General features: G+C 63.3%; 24 protein-coding genes. All 24 read right to left on the bottom strand.

Features of this window, described 5'->3' with window-relative positions; translation table 11 throughout:
- Positions 1–9: 9 nt before the first annotated feature.
- The 24 genes from C8J46_RS16710 to rplC all read right to left on the bottom strand — a co-directional run bounded on the left by C8J46_RS16710 (position 10) and on the right by rplC (position 14,975).
- Positions 10–1,356 (bottom strand): HAMP domain-containing sensor histidine kinase, encoded by a 1,347-nt coding sequence (locus tag C8J46_RS16710; protein WP_165886599.1) that lies wholly within the window; start codon positions 1,354–1,356, stop codon positions 10–12.
- A 9-nt stretch (positions 1,357–1,365) separates the two neighbouring features.
- Positions 1,366–2,058, bottom strand: a complete 693-nt coding sequence (locus tag C8J46_RS16705; RefSeq protein ID WP_132741525.1) for a response regulator transcription factor — start codon at positions 2,056–2,058, stop codon at positions 1,366–1,368.
- A 597-nt stretch (positions 2,059–2,655) separates the two neighbouring features.
- On the bottom strand, positions 2,656–3,312 hold the full coding sequence (locus tag C8J46_RS16700; protein ID WP_132741523.1) for an adenylate kinase: 657 nt from the start codon (positions 3,310–3,312) through the stop codon (positions 2,656–2,658).
- A 52-nt stretch (positions 3,313–3,364) separates the two neighbouring features.
- Positions 3,365–4,729, bottom strand: a complete 1,365-nt coding sequence (secY, locus tag C8J46_RS16695) for a preprotein translocase subunit SecY (RefSeq protein ID WP_055872627.1) — start codon at positions 4,727–4,729, stop codon at positions 3,365–3,367.
- 443 nt (positions 4,730–5,172) lie between these two features.
- Positions 5,173–5,715, bottom strand: coding sequence for a 50S ribosomal protein L15 (gene rplO / locus C8J46_RS16690; RefSeq protein WP_056047631.1), 543 nt, complete (start codon positions 5,713–5,715; stop codon positions 5,173–5,175).
- Positions 5,716–5,835: 120 nt separating this feature from the next.
- Positions 5,836–6,012: a 50S ribosomal protein L30 gene (rpmD, locus tag C8J46_RS16685; RefSeq protein ID WP_055872633.1), complete on the bottom strand. Its 177-nt coding sequence runs from the start codon at positions 6,010–6,012 to the stop codon at positions 5,836–5,838.
- Positions 6,013–6,018: 6 nt separating this feature from the next.
- Positions 6,019–6,813 (bottom strand): 30S ribosomal protein S5, encoded by a 795-nt coding sequence (gene rpsE, locus C8J46_RS16680; protein ID WP_060524133.1) that lies wholly within the window; start codon positions 6,811–6,813, stop codon positions 6,019–6,021.
- A 3-nt stretch (positions 6,814–6,816) separates the two neighbouring features.
- On the bottom strand, positions 6,817–7,173 hold the full coding sequence (gene rplR, locus C8J46_RS16675; RefSeq protein ID WP_031393749.1) for a 50S ribosomal protein L18: 357 nt from the start codon (positions 7,171–7,173) through the stop codon (positions 6,817–6,819).
- The gene (gene rplF / locus C8J46_RS16670; RefSeq protein WP_056047628.1) at positions 7,173–7,706 is read right to left on the bottom strand and encodes a 50S ribosomal protein L6; all 534 of its coding nucleotides are present in this window, start codon (positions 7,704–7,706) and stop codon (positions 7,173–7,175) included. Before rplF ends, rplR begins: the two co-directional genes overlap by 1 nt.
- The gene (rpsH, locus tag C8J46_RS16665) at positions 7,706–8,101 is read right to left on the bottom strand and encodes a 30S ribosomal protein S8 (RefSeq protein WP_031393751.1); all 396 of its coding nucleotides are present in this window, start codon (positions 8,099–8,101) and stop codon (positions 7,706–7,708) included. The genes rplF and rpsH overlap by 1 nt, the downstream gene beginning before the upstream one ends.
- A 10-nt stretch (positions 8,102–8,111) precedes the next feature.
- Positions 8,112–8,417: a 30S ribosomal protein S14 gene (rpsN, locus tag C8J46_RS16660; protein WP_056015537.1), complete on the bottom strand. Its 306-nt coding sequence runs from the start codon at positions 8,415–8,417 to the stop codon at positions 8,112–8,114.
- Between the two features lie 128 nt (positions 8,418–8,545).
- Entirely contained in the window at positions 8,546–9,109 is a 564-nt protein-coding gene (gene rplE / locus C8J46_RS16655; protein WP_082441396.1) for a 50S ribosomal protein L5, read from the bottom strand.
- Between the two features lie 52 nt (positions 9,110–9,161).
- A complete protein-coding gene (gene rplX, locus C8J46_RS16650) occupies positions 9,162–9,479 on the bottom strand; it encodes a 50S ribosomal protein L24 (RefSeq protein ID WP_056047623.1) in 318 nt (105 codons plus the stop codon).
- Positions 9,479–9,847 (bottom strand): 50S ribosomal protein L14, encoded by a 369-nt coding sequence (gene rplN, locus C8J46_RS16645; RefSeq protein ID WP_031393755.1) that lies wholly within the window; start codon positions 9,845–9,847, stop codon positions 9,479–9,481. The genes rplX and rplN overlap by 1 nt, the downstream gene beginning before the upstream one ends.
- A gap of 296 nt (positions 9,848–10,143) precedes the next feature.
- Entirely contained in the window at positions 10,144–10,416 is a 273-nt protein-coding gene (rpsQ, locus tag C8J46_RS16640; RefSeq protein ID WP_031393756.1) for a 30S ribosomal protein S17, read from the bottom strand.
- A gap of 10 nt (positions 10,417–10,426) precedes the next feature.
- Positions 10,427–10,633 (bottom strand): 50S ribosomal protein L29, encoded by a 207-nt coding sequence (gene rpmC / locus C8J46_RS16635; protein WP_055872644.1) that lies wholly within the window; start codon positions 10,631–10,633, stop codon positions 10,427–10,429.
- 4 nt (positions 10,634–10,637) lie between these two features.
- Positions 10,638–11,072, bottom strand: a complete 435-nt coding sequence (rplP, locus tag C8J46_RS16630; protein WP_031393758.1) for a 50S ribosomal protein L16 — start codon at positions 11,070–11,072, stop codon at positions 10,638–10,640.
- Between the two features lie 15 nt (positions 11,073–11,087).
- On the bottom strand, positions 11,088–11,795 hold the full coding sequence (gene rpsC, locus C8J46_RS16625; RefSeq protein ID WP_055872646.1) for a 30S ribosomal protein S3: 708 nt from the start codon (positions 11,793–11,795) through the stop codon (positions 11,088–11,090).
- Positions 11,795–12,172 carry a 50S ribosomal protein L22 gene (gene rplV, locus C8J46_RS16620; RefSeq protein WP_056047621.1) on the bottom strand — a complete coding sequence of 126 codons (378 nt, stop codon included), beginning with the start codon at positions 12,170–12,172 and terminating at the stop codon, positions 11,795–11,797. Before rplV ends, rpsC begins: the two co-directional genes overlap by 1 nt.
- Positions 12,172–12,447 (bottom strand): 30S ribosomal protein S19, encoded by a 276-nt coding sequence (gene rpsS, locus C8J46_RS16615; RefSeq protein ID WP_031393761.1) that lies wholly within the window; start codon positions 12,445–12,447, stop codon positions 12,172–12,174. Before rpsS ends, rplV begins: the two co-directional genes overlap by 1 nt.
- Before the next feature lies 1 nt (position 12,448).
- The gene (gene rplB / locus C8J46_RS16610) at positions 12,449–13,288 is read right to left on the bottom strand and encodes a 50S ribosomal protein L2 (RefSeq protein WP_055872649.1); all 840 of its coding nucleotides are present in this window, start codon (positions 13,286–13,288) and stop codon (positions 12,449–12,451) included.
- Positions 13,289–13,292: 4 nt separating this feature from the next.
- Positions 13,293–13,607: a 50S ribosomal protein L23 gene (locus C8J46_RS16605; RefSeq protein ID WP_056047618.1), complete on the bottom strand. Its 315-nt coding sequence runs from the start codon at positions 13,605–13,607 to the stop codon at positions 13,293–13,295.
- Positions 13,600–14,226 carry a 50S ribosomal protein L4 gene (rplD, locus tag C8J46_RS16600; protein ID WP_056047616.1) on the bottom strand — a complete coding sequence of 209 codons (627 nt, stop codon included), beginning with the start codon at positions 14,224–14,226 and terminating at the stop codon, positions 13,600–13,602. The genes C8J46_RS16605 and rplD overlap by 8 nt, the downstream gene beginning before the upstream one ends.
- Positions 14,227–14,228: 2 nt before the next feature.
- Positions 14,229–14,975, bottom strand: a complete 747-nt coding sequence (gene rplC / locus C8J46_RS16595; protein ID WP_056060507.1) for a 50S ribosomal protein L3 — start codon at positions 14,973–14,975, stop codon at positions 14,229–14,231.
- Positions 14,976–14,992: the final 17 nt, after the last annotated feature.

Below are 14,992 nucleotides of genomic sequence, written 5' to 3'. Positions count from 1 at the left end.
AGGGGAGGATCAGACCGGAAGGACAATTCTTGCGACCAAGCCGGGAGCATTGTCGCCGAGTTCGAAATGGCCGTCGTGCAGCCGCGCTACCGCTTCGATCAGCGCCATGCCGAGGCCTGCTCCGGGGGTCGAGCGCGCGCTGTCGAGACGGCCAAACCGTTTCAGTGCCTGTGCTCGGTCGGCGGCGGCGATGCCGGGGCCGCGGTCCTCGACCTGGATCGCGACGCCGTCGGTGCGGTGGACGATCCGTAGCGTGACTTCGCCGCCCCCTGCGCCGTGGCGAAGCGCGTTGTCGATCAAGTTGGTGATCGCTTGGCTGATCAGTTCGCGATGGAGCTTCATCGGCGGCGGGCGGTCGTCGATCGCGATGGTAAAGACGAGGCCAGCATCCTCCGCAACGGGGGCGTAGAGTTCGCCGATCTCCTCCAGCAGATTGGCGGGCGACACCTCGATGAAGCGATCACGCGAGACCGAACCCGACCGGCTGATCTCGATCACCATCGTCAGCATCCGCATGACGAGATCGGTCTCGACCAGCAGCCCGCCCAGCGCCGCCTCGCGCGCATCCGGATCGGCGATCAGCACCGCCTGCTCGGTCTTGGTGCGCAGGCGCGCCAAGGGCGAACGGAGGTCGTGCGCGAGGCTGTCGGTGACGATTCGCAGTTCGGCCATCACGCCTTCGAGCTTGCCGAGCATGACGTTCAACCGCGCGGCCAGACGATCGAACGCGTCGCCACCGCCGGCGACCATGTCGACGCGACGCGAAAGGTCGCCCTCGCCCGCCGCTTCGATCGCCTTGGCGATACCATCGAGCCGGCGGCCGACATAGCGCGTGAGAACGAGTCCACCGACCACGCCGAGCGCGAGCGAAAGGAACACGGCAACCGCGAGCGCGCGTTCGATCGCACGCTCCTCTGCGGCGATCAGGTCGAGATTGCGCCCTGTAAGCAGCCAATAATCACCCAGCGGGTGAAGCGCGTAGCCGGACTCACGCGCCGACCAGAGCTCGTCGGCGCCGAGCCGCGCGATCCGGAAATGCGTGGTTTTGAGCGGTACAGCGAGCCGTTCCGGCGCGATCCCCACCAGCGCCCGTCCCTCCGGATCGATCACCGCGAGGACGAGCGAAACGTCGCCGGGAACAACCGCACCGTCGATCGCCTGGCGGACCGCGGGAAGCCCACCGCTACGCCAGACTGCGCGCAACGCCTCGGATTGCTCGGTCGTCTCGCGACGGATCGCATCGATCGCGTCGGCGCTGGTGGTCTTCCAGACGAAGCCAACAAGGGCTAAATTGGACACCAGCGCCAGCGCGATCGAGAGCAACGCGATCCGGGCTGTTACCGAAAGGCGAATCACTCCCCCGGATCAGTTTTCAACGGCGAGCCGGTAGCCTGCGCCGCGCACCGTGTGCAAGATCGGAGTCGGGAACCCGTCCTCGAGCTTGCGGCGGAGGCGGCCGATATGGACGTCGACGACGTTCGAACCCGGGTCGAAATGATAGTTCCAGATCTTCTCGAGCATCATCGTCCGCGTCACGACCTGGCCGGCGTGGCGCGCGAGAAATTCGAGCAGGTTGAACTCGCGCGCGCCCAGCGGGATCGAGCGACCCGCACGCGACACGGCGCGAGCGAGCAGGTCGATCTCCAGGTCGCCGACGGAAAGCTTCGTCTTCTGTGGCTCGGTCGCGGCGCGGTCGGAGCGGCGGAGCATGGCCTCGATCCGGGCGGAGAGCTCAGCGAACGAGAACGGCTTGCAGAGATAATCGTCGGCACCGGCCTTAAGGCCATCAACACGATCATCGACCGCGGCGAGCGCGGACAGGATCAGGACTGGCGTGGCGATGCCGGCGGCACGAATAGCGCTGACCATCGACAGGCCGTCGAGGCCGGGAAGCATGCGGTCGGCGATGATAAGGTCGAAGATGCCCTCGCTGGCGAGGAACAGGCCGTCGCGGCCATCGGCACAGGCTTCGATTGCATGCCCGGCTTCGGCTAAACCCTTGGCAAGATACGCGGATGTCGACGCATCGTCCTCGACGATCAAAATCTTGCGGCTCAACGCGCTATCACCTTCCCTGCCACCGAAATCGGTCACTATCTCCTGCCCTCATAAACGGAAAGGCCGGCGGAAAGAAGTCTTCCCACCGGCCCCCACGGTACCCCCGGGAGTGACGGGCACCGATCTCTGGAAACGCGTGCGACCGTTGCTGGCCACGGGTCGGTTCTAGGATCGGGCGGGGGTCAGGGCGATGACCGACGGGTGACAATTGCGTCATGTTGATCGGGGCGCGGGCGACGGTAAGAGCAACGCGAATACGAATACGAATACGAATACGAATACGAATACGAATACGAAGGCGGTACCTCCGCGCGTTGTGGGATCAAGCTAGCAAAGCACTCCCGCGATACGTCCCGGCCCCTCGCCGTCATCCCGGCGAACGCTGGGACCCATGGTTGCGGAGTTGGTGGTGGTTGCAAGCTAACGCATGATCCGCCGTATCCGTGGGTCTCGGCGTTCGCCGGGATGACGGAGTGGGGGAGAGAAACAGAGAAGCGTAAGAGCGGGAGGCGTAAGATCGTCGCGCCCGATGCCATGTTCCCCCGCGAAGGCGGGGGCCCAGTCTAGGCCCCCGCCTCCGCGGGGGAACACGCTTAATTACGCCTTCTTCTTGTCGAGAATCGCAGCGATTGACGAACCCACGTGCGTGATATCCGCCATACCATCGACGCGGTGGACAAGCCCCCGTGCATCATAGATCGGCAGGATCGGCGCCGTCTTCGCGCGGTATTCGGCCATGCGGTTGTGGACGGTTTCGGCGTTGTCGTCAGGACGGCGCTTGAACTCGGTCGAGCCGCAGACGTCGCAGACGCCGGCGACGGCCGGCTTCTTGTAGCGATCGTGATACCCCGTGCCGCATTTGGCGCACGTGTAGCGACCGACGACGCGGTCGATCAACGCAGCTTCGTCGACGCCGAGTTCGATCACGTAGTCGAGCGTGCGACCACGATCGGCGAGCAAACCGTCGAGCGCTTCTGCCTGCGCAGCTGTCCGCGGATAGCCGTCGAAGATGACGCCGTTCGCCGTGTCCGGCTGGTCGAGACGCTCACCGATGATGCCCGAGACGATCTCGTCCGAGACGAGACCGCCCGATTCCATGACCGACTTCGCTTGGAGGCCGACCGGCGTTCCGGCGGCGACCGCTGCGCGCAGCATGTCACCGGTCGAAAGCTGCACCATGCCGCGCTCGCTGACGAGCGTGGCGGCCTGGGTGCCCTTGCCCGCACCAGGCGGTCCAAGAAGGATGATATTCACGAAACGCACTCCCCTCGTTCGTGCAGGATTTTTACCGCGTTAGACGCGCGGCTTAGCGAAGTCGATTGCCCTTGAGCTTCGCCTTCTTGATCAGGTCGCCATACTGGTGTGCCAGCAGGTGCGACTGAATCTGCGTCACCGTGTCCATCGTCACGTTGACGACGATCAGCAGGCTCGTGCCACCGAGGTAGAACGGGATCTGCAACGCGGTCACCAGATATTCGGGCAACAGGCAGATGATCGTCAGATACGCCGCACCGATCACGGTGATGCGCGTCAGCACGTAATCGAAGTAATTCTCGGTGTTCTTGCCGGGGCGGATGCCGGGGATGAACCCGCCATTGCGCTTCAGATTGTCGGCGGTTTCCTCGGGGTTGAAGACGACCGCGGTGTAGAAGAACGAGAAGAAGATGATCCCGGCGCCGTAGAGCAGCATGTACACGGGCGAGCCGTGCTGCAGATACTGGTTGAGGGTGATGATGAAATCGCCCCACTTCGATTCGCCTGCGACGCGCTGGCCTGCGAACTGCGAGATCGTCAGCGGCATCAGCAGCAGCGACGACGCGAAGATCGGCGGGATGACGCCGGCGGTGTTGATCTTCAGCGGCAAATGGCTGCGATCGGCCTGCATGCCGCGCTGGGTTTGGCGCTTGGGATACTGGATCAGGATGCGGCGCTGCGCGCGCTCCATGAAGCAGATGAAGAGGATCAGCACGACCACCGCGACGACGATGCCAATAAGCTTGATCGGATCGAGCGAGCCCGAGCGGCCGCCTTCGAGCAGGTTGACGAGCGTGACGGGCAGATGCGCAACGATGCCGGCCATGATGATCAGCGAGACGCCGTTGCCGATGCCGCGGCTGGTGATCTGCTCGCCGAGCCACATCAGGAACATCGTACCGCCGATCAGCGAGATGACCGCGGCGACGCGGAACATCATGCCGGGCTCGATGACCGCCTGGATGCCCTGTGCCGCACCAAGTGTCTCAAGGCCGACGGCGATGAAATAGCCCTGCACCGCGGTCAGGCCGACGGTGCCGTAGCGCGTATACTGGTTGAGCCGCTTGCGACCCGATTCGCCGTCCTTCTTGATGGCGGCGAGCGTCGGCGACAGCGAGGTCGCGAGCTGCACCACGATCGAGGCGGTGATGTAGGGCATCACGCCGAGCGCGATCAGCGACATGCGGCTGAGCGAACCACCCGAGAAGGTGTTAAAGAAATCGAGCACGCCGCCCTGCGTCTGCTGCGACAGCAGGCCGAGCGCGGTTGGGTCGACACCCGGCAGCGGGACATAGCTGAGCAGGCGGAAAATGATCAGCGCACCGATCGTGAACCACAACCGCTTCTTGAGGTCGGTCGCCTTCGCGAATTTCGAAAGGCTGATGCTTTGCGCCATCTGGTCGGCTGCGGATGCCATGCGTGTGATCGTCCTGGAAACAAAGAAGGCGGGATGCGTTGTGACCGCCCCCGCCGCTCATATAGGCGCACGGGCGCGCTTGTCTAATGGCTAGGTGGGATATCGCGGGCTAGGGAGGTCGCTGACACCCACGATCCGTTCGTCCTGAGTAGCTGCTGAGCTTGTCGAAGCGGCGTATCGAAGGATCGCTCGCTTGGGGCAAATCCTTCGATACGGGTCTTCGGCTTCGCTCAGCCCCTACTCAGGACGAACGGGGGTGAGGGCCGCGAAACACCCAAATTCCGTTCGTCCTGAGCGTAGTCGAAGGACACTGCCCCGAGTGACGTACCCTTCGACTTCGCTCAAGGCGAACGGAGGGGGCGTTAATCCCGAACGGTAAATGCGAGGCCCCTGCAAACAAAAAGGGGGCCGGCGCTCTCGCACCCACCCCCTTCCGGTTCGGCTTAAGCCTTGAACGACGCCTTGTGCGCCGCACGCTCCTTGTACTTCACGCCCTTCTTGGCGGCAGCCTTCTCGGCTGCGGGGACGAAGTGGATCACCTCGACCTTGCCGCCGATCTTCTCGACCGCTTCGATCGCGCCCTTCGACGCGCCGTCGACGGTGAACGAGAGGACCGTGGTCAGCTCGCCCTTGGCGAGGAGGCGGACGCCGTCCTTGCCGCCGCGTGCCAGGCCAGCGGCCTTCAGAGCGTCGTGGTCGAGCGTGGCGTTAGCCTCGATCTTGCCGGCATCGACCGCGAGCTGGATCGCGCCGAGGTTGACCTCTGCAAAGTCCTTGCGGAAGATGTTATTGAAGCCGCGCTTAGGCAGACGCATGTGCAGGGGCATCTGGCCGCCTTCGAAGCCGGCGATGGACACGCCCTCGCGGCTCTTCTGGCCCTTCTGGCCGCGGCCTGCGGTCTTGCCCTTGCCCGAGCCGATGCCGCGTCCGACGCGCATCTTGGACTTACGGGCACCTTCGTTATCGCGGAGTTCGTTGAGCTTCATGGTAATGCACTCGCTTTCGCTTGTTACGCGCTGGTTTGAAATCGCCGGGTTCGAATCCGGAAATGAGGAAGGGGGCCGTTAGCCCCCTTCCCGGTATTTGTCACTAGGTAGCGTGAAGGCTCAGCCTTCGACCGACACCATGTGCTGCACCTTGCGGATCATGCCGCGGACCTCTGGGCTGTCTTCCAGCTCGCGGGTCTTGTGCATCTTGTTGAGACCGAGACCGATCAGCGTTGCGCGCTGGTCCTTCTCGCGGCGGATCGGCGAACCGGTCTGCGTGATCTTGATGGTTGCCATGATCGCTTACTCCGTGATCGCAGCTGCATCGGCCTCGGCGGTCTTCGAACCACCATGGCCGAGCAGGTCGGCGATCTTCTTGCCGCGACGCTGTGCGACGGCCTTGGGAGAGGTCTGCTCGCCAAGGGCCTCGAACGTGGCGCGGATCATGTTGTAGGGGTTCGACGTGCCGACCGACTTGGTCACAACGTCCGCAACGCCCAGCGACTCGAAGACTGCGCGCATCGGGCCACCGGCGATGATGCCCGTACCCTGAGGCGCCGACCGCAGCGTGACCTTGCCGGCACCGAAGTGACCGTTGCCGTCATGATGCAGCGTGCGGCCGTCCTTCAACGGAACGCGAACCATCTTCTTCTTGGCAGCAGCCGTCGCCTTCGAGATGGCTTCCGGCACTTCGCGTGCCTTGCCATGACCGAAGCCTGCACGACCCTTGCCGTCGCCGACGACGACGAGCGCTGCAAAGCCGAAGCGCTTACCGCCCTTGACCGTCTTCGAGACGCGGTTGATGTGCACCAGCTTCTCGATCAGCTCTTCGCCGCCATCGTCCGCACCGGGACGACCGCCACGATTGTCGCGACCGCGACCGCCGTCGCGACCACCGCGGTTGCCGCCTGGGCCACCGCTGCGGTTGCCGCCGGGGCCACCACGACCACCGCCGCCGCCGCCACCGGGACCGCCGCGACCGCGACCGCCACCGTTGTTGCCCTGGTAGCCAGTGCTCTGCGGAACGTTCTGAGCCGTGACGTCCTGTGCGGTCGTCTCGGGAGCGATTACTGCCGGCGTGTTGTTTTCGTCAGCCATGTCTTAGAACTCCAATCCGGCTTCGCGCGCGGCATCGGCAAGAGCCTTCACGCGACCGTGGTAGAGGAAGCCGCCGCGATCGAACACGACCTGGGTCACGCCCGCTGCCTTGGCAGCCTCGGCGACGCGCTTGCCGACCGAAGTCGCCGCGTCGATGTTGGCGCCGGACGTGCCGCGCACGTCCTTCTCCAGCGTCGAGGCCGATGCGACCGTCGTGCCAGCGGCATCGTCGATCACCTGGGCATAGATGTGCTTGCCCGAGCGATGCACCGACAACCGCGGACGGGTGCCTGCACGTGCGCGGAGCGCGGTACGGTTGCGGCGACGCCGCTTGGCGAAAAGAGAAAGTCCCTTGGTCATTACTTCTTCTTCCCTTCCTTGCGGAAGATGAACTCGCCGTCGTACTTGATACCCTTGCCCTTGTAAGGCTCGGGCTTGCGCCACTGACGAATTTCCGCGGCCAGCTGACCGACCATCTGCTTGTCCGAACCTGAGATCTCGATCGTCGTGTTGTCGGGGGTCTTGACTTCGATCCCCTCCGGCACGTCGATGTTGACGTCGTGGCTGTAGCCGAGCTGCAGCTTGAGGTTGCGACCCTGCGCTGCGGCACGATAGCCGACGCCGGTGATCAGCAGCTTCTTGGTGAAGCCTTCCGACACGCCGGTGACCAGGTTCTGCACCATGGTCCGCTGCATGCCCCAGAACGCGCGAGCGCGCTTGGTATCGTTGGCCGGCTGCACCGAAATGCCGCCGTCTTCGATCGTGTAGCTGATCTCGTCGCGAAGCGGCATCTTGAGGGTACCCTTGGGGCCCTTCATCGTCAGCTGCTTGTTCTCGATGGTCGGCGTGATGCCCGCCGGTACGGTGACCGGCTTCTTACCAATGCGGCTCATCAGAACACCTCCGCGAGGACTTCGCCGCCGACGTTCTGCTCGCGCGCTTCGGAATCCGACAGCACGCCACGGGGCGTCGAGACGATGGTGATGCCGAGGCCGTTACGGACGCGCGGGAGTTCCTGCGAGCCGGAATAGACGCGACGGCCGGGCTTCGAGACGCGCGCGACATGCTTGATCGCAGGCTGGCCCTCGAAATACTTCAGCTCGATGCGAAGGCCGGCCGCGGGGCCCATCTGCTCTTCGCTATAGCCACGGATATAGCCTTCGCGCTGCAGAACGTCGAGCACGCGGACGCGCAGCTTCGACGCCGGCGTGAGGACGGAGTCCTTCTTCGCGCGCTGGCCATTACGGATACGGGTGAGCAAATCACCCAGGGGATCGGTCACTGCCATGATTTAGTCCTTACCAGCTCGACTTCGTGACGCCGGGGATGAGGCCCTTGTTGGCCAGATCGCGCAGCTGAATACGGCAGAGCCGGAACTTGCGGTAATAGGCGCGCGGGCGACCGGTCAGCTCGCACCGGTTACGGATGCGGGTCGGGTTCGCGTTGCGCGGCAGTGCCGCCATCTTGAGGCGAGCGATCAGACGCTCACCGTCGTCGAGCGTCTTGTCCGCTGCGATAGCCTTCAGTGCCGCGTACTTCGGGGCATACTGCTTGACCATGCGCTTGCGGCGCTCGTTCTTGTTGACTGAACTCAGTTTCGCCATCGACTTAAGTTCTTTCTTTGCTAGCTCCCCTCCCGCTTGCGGGAGGGGTTGGGGGAGGGAAGGACCAACGCCTGTTACGCGCGAGGCCCCTCCCCTGACCCCTCCCGCAAGCGGGAGGGGGACTTAGATTAAGCTGCCTTCTTCTCGTCGGCAGCGTCGTCTTCGATCGGGAACGGGAAACCGAACAGACGGAGAAGCTCGCGAGCCTCGTCGTCGGTCTTTGCGGTCGTCGTCACGATCACATCCATGCCGCGGACCTTGTCGACCCGGTCATAGCTGATTTCTGGGAACACGATCTGCTCCTTGATACCGCAGGCATAGTTGCCACGGCCATCGAAGCTCTTCGGGTTGAGGCCGCGGAAATCGCGGACACGGGGAAGAGCGATCGTGATGAAACGGTCGAGAAACTCGTACATGCGCTCGCGGCGAAGGGTGACCTTCACGCCGATCGGCATGCCTTCACGCAGCTTGAACTGCGCGATCGACTTCTTGGCCTTCGTCACGACAGGCTTCTGGCCGGCGATCAGCTCCATTTCGGAAGCAGCCTGGTCGACCTTCTTCTTGTCCTGCGTGGCTTCGCCGACGCCCATGTTCAGCACGATCTTGTCGAGCCGCGGGATTTCCATGACGTTCTTGTAACCGAACTTCTCGGTCATCGCCTTGATGATCGTCTCGTCGTACAGCTTGCGCATGCGCGCAACGTAGACGGCCTCGGTGCCGGTGTTCTCAGCGCCAGTGTTCTGATCAACCATTGATCTTCTCCCCGGTCTTGACGGCGACGCGGACCTTCTTGCCGTCCTGCTCCTCGAAGCGGACGCGGGTCGGCTTGCCGTCGGCGGTCACGTGCGCAACCTTCGAAACGTGCATCGGTGCCTCCTTGCGGATCAGGCCACCCTGCGGGTCACCCTGAGTCGGCTTGGTGTGGCGCACGGCGATGTTGACGCCCGACACGACGACCTTGTCGGTCTTCGGCATGGAAACGGTGACTTCACCGGTCTTGCCCTTGTCCTTGCCGGACAGGACGATGACCTTGTCACCCTTCTTGATACGCTGCGACGCCATTACAGCACCTCCGGCGCGAGGCTGATGATCTTCATGTGCTTCTTGCCGCGCAGCTCGCGAACGACTGGGCCGAAGATACGGGTGCCGATCGGCTCCTCGTTCTTGTTGACCAGCACCGCGGCATTGCCGTCGAAGCGGATGACCGTACCGTCTGCACGGCGGATATCCTTGGCGGTACGCACGATCACCGCGCGGTGAACGTCGCCCTTCTTCACACGGCCACGTGGCTGCGCTTCCTTGATGCTGACGACGATGATGTCGCCAACGCCTGCAACACGACGCTTGGAACCCCCAAGCACCTTGATGCACTGCACCCGCTTCGCGCCGCTGTTGTCAGCGACGTCGAGATTGGACTGCATCTGGATCATGGATCCGTATCCCTTCTCTGTCTCTGGGGTCGATACCGACCGAACCCCGCCTAAAAAATCACCCCGCCACGGACGAACCGCAGCGGGGAGGAGCGGCCGCTTAGCCGTTCCACTCGTATTTCACAAGAACGATCTCGCTACCGTCATCCCAGCGAAAGCTGGGATATCCCGGTAACGAAGTCCGTCCCTGCCGCACGAGACCCCAGCTTTCGCTGGGGTGACGTACGTTTGAATGCCTACCACTCAAACCCGTCACCCCCGCGTAAGCTGGGGTGACGGGGTTGAAGTGTACCAGTTCAGCCCTCGGCCGAAGCCCGCTCCGGTGTCGCGTGGGTGTTGACCCGCTCGATCACCTTCCAGGTCTTCAGCTTGGAGATCGGTGCGGTCTCTTCGATCCGCACGGTCTCGCCCTGCTTGAACTCGTTGCTCTCGTCATGAGCATGATACTTCTTCGAGCGACGGATGATCTTCCCGTAGAGCGGGTGCTTCACCTTACGCTCGACGTTCACGACCACCGTCTTGTCGCCCTTGTCGGACACGACCAGACCGGTCAGCACGCGCTTCGGCATGATACGTTCCTTACTTCGCGGCTTCAGCGCTGGTGCGCTGAGCCTGCAGGGTCTTGATGCGAGCGATGTCGCGGCGGACCTCACGAACGCGGCTCGGCTTTTCGAGCTGGTTCGTGGCGGCCTGGAAGCGCAGGTTGAACTGCTCACGCTTCAGTTCGCCGAGCGACTCCGACAGTTGGTCGTCGCTCTTGGTCTTCATGTCGTCGATACGAGCCATGATCTTACTCGCCTCCCAGATGCGAGGTGTCGCCCAGGCGGGCAACGACCTTTACCTTGATCGGCAGCTTCATGGCCGCCCGCTCGAACGCCTCGGCGGCGATCTTGCCGTCGACGCCGTCGAGCTCGAACAGGATCCGACCCGGCTTGACGCGAGCGGCCCAGTATTCCGGCGCGCCCTTGCCCTTACCCATGCGGACTTCGGCTGGCTTTCCCGAGACCGGAAGGTCTGGGAAAATGCGGATCCACAAACGCCCCTGGCGCTTCATGTGACGCGTGATCGCGCGGCGGGCCGCTTCGATCTGGCGTGCGGTGATCCGGTCGGGTTCCATCGCCTTGAGGCCGTAGGAGCCGAAATTGAGCGAGAAGCCACTCTTGGCGTCGCCCGAAATCTTGCCCTTGAAGGCCTTCCGGAACTTGGTCTTTTTTGGTTGCAGCATGTCTGTTCCTGCCCCTTAGCGACGATCGTCGCGCTGCGGCCGCACGCCGGAGGTCTGAGCCTCCATCATGATGCGGTCGTACGACGTCGGATCGTTGCCGAGAATCTCGCCCTTGAAGACCCAGACCTTCACGCCGCAAACGCCGTAAGACGTGTGCGCCGTAGCCTCGGCATAATCGATGTTCGCGCGCAGCGTGTGCAACGGAACCCGACCCTCACGATAGCTCTCCGACCGTGCGATCTCGGCGCCGCCAAGACGGCCACCGCAGTTCACCCGGATGCCTTCGGCACCGAGACGCATCGCCGACTGGACCGCACGCTTCATGGCGCGACGGAAGGCGATACGACGCTCGAGCTGATCGGCAATGCCCTGCGCGACGAGACGCGCATCGACTTCCGGCTTACGGATCTCGACGATGTTCAGCGACACGGTCGACGACGTCATCTTGCCGATCGTCGAACGCAGCTTCTCGATGTCCGCACCCTTCTTGCCGATGATCACGCCGGGGCGTGCAGCGAAGATGGAGATGCGGGCCAGCTTGGCCGGACGCTCGATGACCACCTTGGAGATCGCGGCCTGCGGCAGCGTCTTCATGATGAACGCCCGGATCTTGAGATCCTCGAGCAGGAGCCGACCATAGTCGGCGCCTTCGGCGTACCAGCGGCTATCCCAGGTACGGTTGATCTGCAGACGCAGACCGATGGGGTTGCTCTTCTGACCCATTATGCTTCTTCCTGCTCGCGCACGACAATGCGCAGACGGCTGAATGGCTTGAGAATGCGGGTCGACTTGCCGCGGCCGCGGGTAGCGAAGCGCTTCATCGTGATCGACTTGCCGACCGAAGCCTCGGCGACGACGAGTGCGTCGACGTCGAGGTTATGGTTGTTCTCGGCGTTGGCGATGGCCGAGGCCAGCACCTTGCGCGCTTCGATCGCCATGCCCTTGGTCGAGAAGGCGAGGATGTTCATCGCATCGCCGACCTTCTTGCCACGGATCAGCGCAGCCACGAGGCCGAGCTTCTGCGCGGAACCACGGATCTGCGTACCGACCGAAAGCGCCTCGTTGTCCGCGACCTTGCGCGGGCTGACTTGCTTAGACATCAGCGCTTGCCCTTCTTGTCGGCGGAGTGGCCGGGGAAGTAGCGCGTGGGCGCGAACTCACCGAGCTTCATGCCGACCATGTCTTCGTTGACCGAGACGGGCACGAACTTGCGGCCGTTATAGACGTTGAACGTGAGACCCACGAACGACGGCAGGATCGTCGAGCGACGCGACCAGGTCTTGATCGGCGAACGCGCGTTAGTGTCCTGGGCGGTTTCTGCCTTCTTGAGCAGATGAAGGTCCACGAAGGGGCCCTTCCAGACTGAACGAGCCATGTTAGCCCTTCCTCTTCGTCGAATGACGCGACCGGATGATCATCTTGTCGGTCGACTTGTTATGACGCGTGCGCGCACCCTTCGTCGGCTTGCCCCAAGGCGTAACCGGATGACGGCCACCCGAGGTACGGCCTTCACCACCGCCGTGCGGATGGTCGACCGGGTTCTTGGCGACGCCGCGCGTCAGAGGACGGATGCCCATCCAGCGCGAACGGCCTGCCTTGCCCAGGTTCTGGTTCTGGTTGTCGGGGTTCGAGACCGCGCCAACCGTCGCCATGCAATCGCTGCGGATGTAGCGCTGCTCGCCCGAGTTCAGGCGGACCATCACCATGCCCTTGTCGCGACCGACGACCTGCACATAAGTGCCGGCCGAACGGGCGATCTGGCCACCCTTCATCGGCTTCATCTCCACGTTGTGGACGATGGTGCCGACCGGCATCTGACCGAGTTCCATGGCATTGCCTGGCTTCACGTCGGTCTTCTTGGCCGCGAGGACCTTGTCGCCGACAGCCAGACGCTGTGGCGCCAGGATGTAGGCGAGCTCCTCGTCCGGGTACTTGACCAGGGCGATGAACGCGGTGCGGTTGGGATCATACTCGATCCGCTCGACGGTGCCTTCGACGTCCCACTTGCGACGCTTGAAGTCGATGTAGCGGTACTTCTGCTTGTGACCGCCGGCGATGCCGCGCGAGGTCACATGGCCCTTGTTGTTACGACCGCCGGTCTTGTGCTTACCTTCGGTCAGCGCCTTGACGGGGCGACCCTTCCAGAGCGACGACTTGTCGACCAGGATAAGACCGCGGCGTGCCGGCGATGTCGGATTATAATGCTTGAGTGCCATGGCCTCAGATCCCCGTCGTCACGTCGATGGACTGACCGTCCTTCAACGTCACGATTGCCTTTTTCATGTCGGAGCGCGAGTAGTTCGTGCCCTTCCACTTCTTGGTCTTGCCCTTCTGGACGAGCGTGTTCACGCCGACGACGTTCACGTCGAACAGCGCCTCAACGGCCGCCTTGATCTCGGGCTTCGTGGCATCGTTCGATACCTTGAACACAACCGCGTTGAACTCCGACAGGGTCGTCGTCTTCTCGGTGATGTGCGGTGCCAAGATAACGTCGTAATGACGATTATCGATGCCCGCCTTCTGCTTCTTAGCCATGGAAGCGCGCCTCCAGCTTTTCGACAGCGGCGCGCGTCAGCACCAGCGTGTCATGCTTCAGGATGTCGTAAACGTTCGCGCCGGCAGCCGGCATCACGTTAACTTCGTACAGGTTGCCCGCAGCGAATGCGAAGCTGGTGTCGACCATGTCGCCGTCGATGACAAGCGCACGCTTGCCGAAGCCGAGCTTTGCGAGATCGCCCTGCAGCGTCTTGGTCTTGCCACCCTCGACAGCCAGGCTGTCCATGATGACCAGCGAACCCGCCTTGGCGTGGCTGCTGAGAGCCATCCGCAAGCCGAGCGAGCGAACCTTCTTGTTCAGCGACGGGTTGAAGTCACGGACGCGTGCGCCGTGAGCCTTACCACCACCGATGAACACAGGGGCGCGACGATCGCCGTGACGAGCCGTACCGCCGCCCTTCTGGCGACCGAACTTCTTGCCGGTGCGTGCGACGTCTGCGCGCTCACGGGTGCCACGAGCCGTCTCGCGACGCTTCTCGAGCTGCCAGGTGACGACACGGTGCAGGATGTCGGCGCGCGGGTCGAGGCCGAAGACCTCGTCGTTGAGCTCGATGTCCGCTGCGTCAGTGCCGGCGAAAGATGAAACCTTGATCTTCACGCTCAGCCCTCCTGGCCGTCGGCTGCAGGTGCGTCGGTCGTTTCGGCCGGCGTGTCTGCTGCGGTGTTGCTGTTTGCGGTCTTGAGACCGGCGGGGAACGGTGCGTCGGCGTGGCGCGCGACCTTCACCGAGTCCTTGACGAAGAGCCAGCCGCCCTTGGAGCCAGGAACCGAACCCTTGACGAACAGGAGACCACGCTCGACGTCCGTCGATACGATCTCGAGGTTCTGCTGGGTGCGATACTTGTCGCCCATGTGGCCGGCCATCTTCTTGTTCTTGAAGACCTTGCCCGGATCCTGGCGCTGACCGGTCGAACCGAGCGAACGGTGCGAGACCGACACGCCGTGGGTCGCCCGCAGACCGCCGAAGCCCCAACGCTTCATGCCGCCCTGGAAGCCCTTACCCTGGGTCTTGCCCTGGATATCGACGATCTGGCCTGCGACGTAGTGGTCGGCCGAAATCTCGGCGCCGACGTCGAGCAGGCCGTCTGCGTTCACGCGGAACTCATGGACGACAGCCTTGGGCTCCACTTCGGCCTTGCCGAAATGGCCGCGCTGCGGCTTTGCGACATTCTTCGACTTGGCAACACCTGCACCAAGCTGGACGGCAGTGTAGCCGTCACGATCCATTTCGCGAACGGAAACGACCTGATTGCCTTCGAGTGCCAGAACGGTGACCGGCACGTGCCGACCATCTTCCTGGAACAGGCGGGTCATCCCCATTTTCTTCGCGATCACGCCAGTACGCATGATCTTGTCCCTTCCTA

The organism is Sphingomonas sp. PP-F2F-A104-K0414 (assembly GCF_004340945.1).
GTDB lineage: Bacteria > Pseudomonadota > Alphaproteobacteria > Sphingomonadales > Sphingomonadaceae > Sphingomonas.
The sequence above is the reverse complement of the archived record's forward strand: the minus strand, read 5'-3'. Positions and strand labels throughout refer to the sequence as shown.

What these genes read in the sequence shown, in the direction of transcription:
- rplC (WP_056060507.1), bottom strand. Translation starts at nt 14,975, where the DNA reads ATGCGTACTGGCGTGATCGCGAAGAAAATGGGGATGACCCGCCTGTTC.
- rpsE (WP_060524133.1), bottom strand. Translation starts at nt 6,813, where the DNA reads ATGGCTGACGAAAACAACACGCCGGCAGTAATCGCTCCCGAGACGACC.
- rplO (WP_056047631.1), bottom strand. Translation starts at nt 5,715, where the DNA reads ATGAAGCTCAACGAACTCCGCGATAACGAAGGTGCCCGTAAGTCCAAG.
- secY (WP_055872627.1), bottom strand. Translation starts at nt 4,729, where the DNA reads ATGGCATCCGCAGCCGACCAGATGGCGCAAAGCATCAGCCTTTCGAAA.
- rplR (WP_031393749.1), bottom strand. Translation starts at nt 7,173, where the DNA reads ATGACCAAGGGACTTTCTCTTTTCGCCAAGCGGCGTCGCCGCAACCGT.
- rplF (WP_056047628.1), bottom strand. Translation starts at nt 7,706, where the DNA reads ATGAGCCGCATTGGTAAGAAGCCGGTCACCGTACCGGCGGGCATCACG.
- rpmC (WP_055872644.1), bottom strand. Translation starts at nt 10,633, where the DNA reads ATGGCTCGTATCGACGACATGAAGACCAAGAGCGACGACCAACTGTCG.
- rpmD (WP_055872633.1), bottom strand. Translation starts at nt 6,012, where the DNA reads ATGGCAACCATCAAGATCACGCAGACCGGTTCGCCGATCCGCCGCGAG.
- C8J46_RS16605 (WP_056047618.1), bottom strand. Translation starts at nt 13,607, where the DNA reads ATGGCTAAGAAGCAGAAGGCGGGCATCGATAATCGTCATTACGACGTT.
- rpsH (WP_031393751.1), bottom strand. Translation starts at nt 8,101, where the DNA reads ATGGCAGTGACCGATCCCCTGGGTGATTTGCTCACCCGTATCCGTAAT.
- rplV (WP_056047621.1), bottom strand. Translation starts at nt 12,172, where the DNA reads ATGTCTAAGCAAGTCAGCCCGCGCAAGGTCGCGGACAACGAGGCGCTT.
- rplP (WP_031393758.1), bottom strand. Translation starts at nt 11,072, where the DNA reads ATGCTGCAACCAAAAAAGACCAAGTTCCGGAAGGCCTTCAAGGGCAAG.
- rplB (WP_055872649.1), bottom strand. Translation starts at nt 13,288, where the DNA reads ATGGCACTCAAGCATTATAATCCGACATCGCCGGCACGCCGCGGTCTT.
- rplE (WP_082441396.1), bottom strand. Translation starts at nt 9,109, where the DNA reads ATGCGCAAGCTGTACGACGAGACGATCATCAAGGCGATGACCGAGAAG.
- rplN (WP_031393755.1), bottom strand. Translation starts at nt 9,847, where the DNA reads ATGATCCAGATGCAGTCCAATCTCGACGTCGCTGACAACAGCGGCGCG.
- rpsN (WP_056015537.1), bottom strand. Translation starts at nt 8,417, where the DNA reads ATGGCGAAACTGAGTTCAGTCAACAAGAACGAGCGCCGCAAGCGCATG.
- rpsS (WP_031393761.1), bottom strand. Translation starts at nt 12,447, where the DNA reads ATGGCTCGTTCAGTCTGGAAGGGCCCCTTCGTGGACCTTCATCTGCTC.
- rplX (WP_056047623.1), bottom strand. Translation starts at nt 9,479, where the DNA reads ATGGCGTCGCAGCGTATCAAGAAGGGTGACAAGGTCATCGTCCTGTCC.
- rpsC (WP_055872646.1), bottom strand. Translation starts at nt 11,795, where the DNA reads ATGGGTCAGAAGAGCAACCCCATCGGTCTGCGTCTGCAGATCAACCGT.
- rpsQ (WP_031393756.1), bottom strand. Translation starts at nt 10,416, where the DNA reads ATGCCGAAGCGCGTGCTGACCGGTCTGGTCGTGTCCGACAAGGGCGAC.